Annotated in this window: 5 protein-coding genes; 2 read left to right on the top strand and 3 right to left on the bottom strand. The window is 68.4% G+C overall.

The features are described from left to right. Positions 1 to 95 precede the first annotated feature (95 nt). Positions 96 to 1,979 (bottom strand): ATP-binding cassette domain-containing protein, encoded by a 1,884-nt coding sequence (locus tag ABE571_RS15940; protein ID WP_346494081.1) that lies wholly within the window; start codon positions 1,977 to 1,979, stop codon positions 96 to 98. A 35-nt stretch (positions 1,980 to 2,014) separates the two neighbouring features. Beyond that, positions 2,015 to 2,911: a LysR family transcriptional regulator gene (locus ABE571_RS15935; RefSeq protein ID WP_313211583.1), complete on the bottom strand. Its 897-nt coding sequence runs from the start codon at positions 2,909 to 2,911 to the stop codon at positions 2,015 to 2,017. A 104-nt stretch (positions 2,912 to 3,015) separates the two neighbouring features. Between ABE571_RS15935 and ABE571_RS15930 the strand changes: the two genes are divergently transcribed. Both ABE571_RS15930 and dbpA read left to right on the top strand, forming a co-directional pair. Continuing rightward, positions 3,016 to 4,092: a YeiH family protein gene (locus ABE571_RS15930; protein ID WP_346494079.1), complete on the top strand. Its 1,077-nt coding sequence runs from the start codon at positions 3,016 to 3,018 to the stop codon at positions 4,090 to 4,092. Positions 4,093 to 4,125: 33 nt separating this feature from the next. After that, positions 4,126 to 5,508: an ATP-dependent RNA helicase DbpA gene (gene dbpA, locus ABE571_RS15925; protein ID WP_259260417.1), complete on the top strand. Its 1,383-nt coding sequence runs from the start codon at positions 4,126 to 4,128 to the stop codon at positions 5,506 to 5,508. A gap of 145 nt (positions 5,509 to 5,653) precedes the next feature. Here the strand turns inward: dbpA and ABE571_RS15920 are convergent, their stop codons facing one another. Further along, positions 5,654 to 6,190, bottom strand: coding sequence for an adenine phosphoribosyltransferase (locus tag ABE571_RS15920; protein ID WP_123729042.1), 537 nt, complete (start codon positions 6,188 to 6,190; stop codon positions 5,654 to 5,656). Positions 6,191 to 6,209: the final 19 nt, after the last annotated feature.

The raw sequence follows: 6,209 nt of genomic DNA, 5'->3' as shown, positions 1-6,209 counted from the left end.
GCTCTCCTCTGGATTGCCTGGAGCCGGCCAGCGGCCGGCACTACCGGTATGGCAACGCCAGCCGACCAACGGTCGGCTCTACATCGATCGCTGGATCAGGCGTCCAGCTCTTCCCAGCGCGCGTACGCGGCATCCAGCTCGGCCTGCACCTTGGCGAGCTTCGCATTGTGCGCGGCCATGTCGGGCGCACTGCGCTGATAGAACGCCGGGTCGTTCATCGCGGCGGTGAGGCCTTCGACGTCCTTCTCCAGCGTTTCAATCTTCAGCGGCAGCTGTTCCAGCTCGCGCGCGTCCTTGTAGCTCAGCTTGCGCTTGGGCTCGGCCGGCGCGGCAGCGGCAGCGGCCGCAGCAACCGGCTTGGCGGACACCACGGGCGCGGACGCAGCCGCGGCGGCCACGCGTGCAGCGTGGTGCTGCCAATCGGTATAGCCGCCCACGTACTCGCCGACCACGCCATCGCCTTCCATCACCATCGTGGAGGTCACCACGTTGTCCAGGAAGTCACGGTCATGGCTGACCAGCAGCAACGTGCCGGTGTAATCGCTCAGCAGCTCTTCGAGCAGCTCGAGGGTTTCCACGTCCAGATCGTTGGTCGGTTCATCCATCACCAGCAGGTTGGACGGCTGCGCGAACAGCTTGGCCAGCAGCAGGCGGTTGCGCTCACCACCGGACAACCGGGTGATCGGCGCGCGGGCGCGCTCGGGCGAGAACAGGAAGTCCTGCAGGTAGGCATGCACGTGCTTGCGCTTGCCGTTGAACTCGATGAAATCACGGCCCTCGGCCACGTTCTCGATCGCGGTCCAGTCTTCGCGCAGCACCGCACGGTACTGGTCGAAATACGCGATCTGCAGGTTGGTACCGGCACGCACTTCGCCACTCTGCGGCTGCAGGTCGCCCAGCAGCAGCTTGAGCAGCGTGGTCTTGCCGCTGCCGTTCGGCCCGATCAGGCCGATGCGGTCGCCACGCAGGATGACGGTGCTGAAGTCCTTGACCATCACGCGCTCGCCGAAGGCGAACGAGATGTCCTTGACGTCGATCACCTTCTTGCCGGAGTTCTCCGCCTGCGCGGCTTCCATGCGCACGTTGCCGCCGAGTTCGCGGCGCTGCGAGCGATCGTTGCGCATTGCCTTGAGGCGGCGCACACGGCCTTCGTCGCGGGTGCGGCGGGCCTTGATGCCCTGGCGGATCCAGATTTCTTCCTGCGCGAGCAGTTTGTCGAAGCGCGCGTTTTCCTGCGCCTGCGCGTTCATGCGCTCTTCGCGGCGGCGTTCGTAGTTGGCCCAGTCGCCCGGCCAGCTGGTGACCTGGCCGCGGTCGATCTCGACGATGCGGGTGGCCAGTGCACGCAGGAAGCGACGGTCATGGGTGACGAACACCACGCTGCCGTTCCAGTTCTTGAGGAACATTTCGAGCCAGTCGATGGCTTCGATGTCCAGGTGGTTGGTCGGTTCGTCGAGCAGCAGCAGATCCGGCGAGGACACCAGCGCGCGGCCCAGCAGCACGCGGCGCTTCATGCCGCCGGACAGGCGCGCGAATTCGGCATCGCCGTCCAGGTCGAGCTTGGTCAGGGTCTCGCTGACGCGCTGATCCAGGCCCCAGCCGTTGGCGGCATCGATCTTGGCCTGCACGGCCGAAAGCGCATCGCCGTCGAAATCGTCGGCCATGCTCAGGTGGTGGAATTCGGCCAGCCACTGGCCCAGTTCGCCCAGGCCATCGGCGACCACGTCGAACACGCTGCCGGCGGCACCGTGCGGCACCTCCTGTTCCAGGCGGGTGATGCGCACCCCCTGCTGCACGCGGACTTCGCCGTCATCGGGCTTGTGATCGCCGGACAGCAGTTTGAGCAGGGTCGATTTGCCGGCGCCGTTGCGCCCGATCAGGGCGATACGCTCGCCCGGCTCGATCGACAGTTCGGCTTTTTCCAGCAACAGGGGGCCGCCGACGCTGAAGTCGACGTTTTGCAGAGTAATCAGAGGCATCCGACCATTGTACGGTCTGACGGCAACCGCGTCGCTTACTCCTGACCGAACGCGTCCGCAGGCAGCCCCAGCAGCGCCCACAGCGCCGCGGGCACCCGCTTGGCCGGATGGCGTACCACCCACAGCTGGCGCGACATCGGCGGCACCGGCGTTTCCACGACGCGCACGCTGCCCAGCGCGAGCAGATCGGCCACCGCATGCCGCGACAGGCACGCCAGGCCAAGCCCGGCCGCAGCCGCCTGCTTGATCGCCTCGGTGCTGCCCAACTGCATGGCGCGGGCAAAGTGATGCAGGTGCGGCAGCAGCGCCTGCTCGACCGCCTCGCGGGTGCCCGAACCCGGCTCACGCAGCAGCCAGCGGGCCTGCGCCAGCGCCGCGACGTCCATGCACGTGGGCGTCGTTCCCGGGGCGGCCACGATGACCAGATCATCGCGTTGCCACGGCAGCACCTGCAGGCCGCTTTCATGGCACGGGCCTTCAATCAGGCCCAGATCGACCTCCAGCCGTTGTACGGCCGCGACAACGTCCGCGCTGTTGCCGATCCGCAGGTCCACCTGCGCCTGCGGGTTATCGGCCAGCAGCGCGGCGACGCAGGACGGCAGCAGGTAGTTGCCGATCGTGGTGCTGGCCCCGAGCCGCAGCAGCAGAGGCAGGACGCCGGCGCTGGACTGCCCTGCGCCGGCGAGCCGCTCCAGATCGGCGGCGGCGACCAGCAGCGCGCGGGCCGGATCCAGCAGCGCCCGCCCCTGCGGATTGAGCACCAGCCGACGCCCGATCCGGTCGAACAACGGGCTGGCCAGGTGGCTCTCCAGTTCGTTGAGCGCGGCACTGGTGGCCGACTGCGACAACGCCAGCTGCGCGCCCGCCGCGGCCGTGGTGCCAGCGTCGGCAATGGAGACGAAAACCTGCCATTGGCGGAGGGTGAGGTGCATGAGGCCAATTAACGCACCAAACAGGTCGAATTGACATGAACAATGCGTTTTACAGGTTCATCGGCGACGCGCAGCCTAGGGCTGTGCTTTGACTGGAGACCCTTGTGAACACTTCTGCCGCCGCCCTGCCCTCACCCACCACCGCGCAGCGCTGGCGCGGCCGCCTGCCCGGGCTGCTGCTGACCGGCGCCGTTGCAGCTGCGGCCATGGGACTGGCGCCACTGCCGTGGCTGCAGGCGCACGGCATCAGCGCGCTCACCCTGGCCATCGTGCTGGGCATCGCGCTGGGCAACACCCTTTACCCGCGACTGGCGGTCCATGCCGGCGCCGGGGTCGGCTTTTCCAAGCACTGGCTGCTGCGGGCGGGCATCGTGCTGTACGGCCTGCGCCTGACCTTCCAGGATATCGGCCAGGTCGGTATCAGCGGGGTGCTGATCGATGCGCTGGTGCTGACCAGCACGTTCGCGCTGGCCTGGTGGGCCGGCACGCGATGGTTCGGTCTCGAGAAGGAAAGCGCCCTGCTGATCGGCGCCGGCAGCTCGATCTGCGGGGCGGCGGCGGTGATGGCGGCCGAACCGGTGGTGCGCGGGCGCGCCGAGCAGGTGACGGTGGCCGTTTCCACCGTGGTGGTGTTCGGCACGCTCGCGATGTTCCTGTACCCGCTGCTGTACCAGGTCAATCAGGCGCACGGCTGGATCCCGATGAGCGCGCAGGTCTACGGCGTGTTCACCGGCTCGACCGTGCATGAGGTGGCCCAGGTGGTCGCTGCCGGGCGTGCAGTGAGTGCGCCGGCGGCCGACACCGCCGTGATTGCCAAGATGGTGCGGGTGATGATGCTGGCGCCGTTCCTGATCGGGCTGTCGATGCTGCTGGCACGGGGCCGCAAGGGAGCCGCTGACGGCCAGCGCGCGAAGATCGTGGTGCCTTGGTTCGCGTTCGGCTTCGTGGCGGTGGCCGGGCTCAATTCGCTGCAGGTGCTGCCGGCGGCCATCGTCAGTGCAGCGATCGATCTGGACACCGTGTTGCTGGCGATGGCGATGGCCGCGCTCGGTCTGACCACGCACGCCTCGGCGCTGCGCAAGGCCGGGATGAAGCCGCTGCTGCTGGCGCTGCTGCTGTTCGGCTGGCTGTTGGCGGGCGGGTTGGGGATCAACCTGGGCGTGCACGCGCTGCTCGGCTGAGGCACGCCGGGCGGACTTCTGCGACACTACCGCATGTCTGAATTCTCCTCCCTGCCGCTGAAACCAGCGCTGCTGCCCGGCATCGATGCCATGGGCTATACCTCGCTCACCCCCGTGCAGGCCCAAAGCCTGCCGGCCATCCTTGAGCGCCGCGATGTCATCGCACAGGCCCCGACCGGCAGCGGCAAGACCGCGGCCTTCGGGCTGGGCCTGCTGCAAGCGCTGGACCCGTCCGTGACCCGCGCCCAGGCGCTGGTGCTGTGCCCGACCCGCGAGCTGGCCGACCAGGTCGGCAAGCAGATCCGCAAGCTGGCCACCGGCATTCCAAACCTGAAACTGCTGGTGCTGACCGGCGGCATGCCGCTGGGCCCGCAGCTGGCCTCGCTGGAGGCACACGATCCGCAGGTCGTCGTCGGCACCCCCGGGCGCATCCAGGAGCTGGGCCGCAAGCGCGTCCTGCATCTGGGCGGCGTGACCACCCTGGTACTGGATGAAGCCGACCGCATGCTCGACATGGGCTTTGAAGAGCCGATCCGCGAGATCGCCGGGCGCACCAGCAAGGACCGCCAGACGCTGCTGTTCTCGGCGACCTTCCCGGATGAGATCCGCGAGATCGCCCGCGTGCTGCTGCGCGATCCGGTGGAAGTGACCGTGGAAGGCGCCGATCACGCGCCGGCGATCCGTCACCTGTTCTGCGAGACCGAGTTGGCACTGAAGCAGAAGGCGCTGGCCGGCCTGCTGCTCAAGTACACGCCGGAATCGGCCGTGGTGTTCTGCAACACCCGCCGCGATGTCGACGATGTCGCCATTTCGCTGCAGCAGTTCGGGTTCTCCGCGCTGCCGCTGCACGGCGAGATGGAGCAGCGCGACCGCGATGAAGTGCTGGTGCGCTTCGCCAACCGCAGCTGCAACGTGCTGGTCGCCAGTGACGTCGCCGCGCGGGGCCTGGATGTGCAGGACCTGGCCGCGGTGATCAATTACGAGCTGCCGACCGATATCGAAACCTACGAGCATCGCGTTGGCCGCACCGGCCGCGCCGGTGCCACGGGCCTGGCGATCAGCCTGGTGACGCACCGCGAGCGCAACCGCGCCGATGCGCTGGAAATGGCACAGGGCAAGCCGCTGGACTGGCAGAAGACGCCGCTGGCCACTGCGCGCCCGCCGGTGCTGCCGCAGGCCGCGATGACCACGCTGCGCATCGATGGCGGCAAGACCGACAAGCTGCGCCCGGGCGACATCCTCGGCGCACTGACCGGCGATGCCGGGCTGGCAGCCAAGTACATCGGCAAGATCGACATCTACGCCACGCGTTCGTATGTGGCCATCGCGCGCGAACATGCCGGCCGGGCGATCGCCCAGCTGGAGGCCGGCAAGATCAAGGGCCGCCGGTTCCGCGTCCGCAAGATGGATGTCTGAGCGGTAGAGCCGACCGTTGGTCGGCTGATCGCTTCACGCATTGGGTAGAGCCGACCGTTGGTCGGCTGCACTTGCGTCGGGGCGTTTGAGGTGCCGGCCAGCGGCCGGCACTACCAGTGGCGGCGCGCCCGCGCGGTTTTCCGGCTCAATAGACCAGGTTGGCCAGCAGCGGGACGTCATCCGTCCAGCGGTCGCGGCCGCCAAGGCCCGCCAGTTCCACCAGCACGGCCGCGCCGACCACCTCGACCTGCAGCTGGCGGGCCAGCGACAACGCCGCCAGCAGGGTGCCGCCCGTGGCGAGCACATCATCGATCACCAGCACGCGTGCGCCGGCCGGCAAGGCATCGGCGTGCACTTCGATGCTGTCGGTGCGGTATTCCAGGGTGTAATCCTGGCGGAGCACCTTGCCCGGCAGCTTGCCCGGCTTGCGCACCGGCACGAAGCCCACGCCCAGCACCCGCGCCATGGCCGCGCCGAGGATGAAACCGCGCGACTCGATCCCCATCACCGCCTGCAGATTGGCGTCGCGCCAGGGCGCGACCATCGCATCGATGGCGGCCGCGAAATCCGGGCCGTCGGCGAGCAACGGCATGATGTCCTTGAACAGGATGCCCGGCTTGGGGAAATCGGCGATGTCGCGCAGGCGGCCGGCCCAGGCGGGCGTGGCGGAAGACTCGGTCATGATCGGCACAGCACAAAGG

The organism is Stenotrophomonas sp. TWI273, from assembly GCF_039674765.1.
GTDB lineage: Bacteria > Pseudomonadota > Gammaproteobacteria > Xanthomonadales > Xanthomonadaceae > Stenotrophomonas.
The sequence above is the reverse complement of the archived record's forward strand: the minus strand, read 5'-3'. Positions and strand labels throughout refer to the sequence as shown.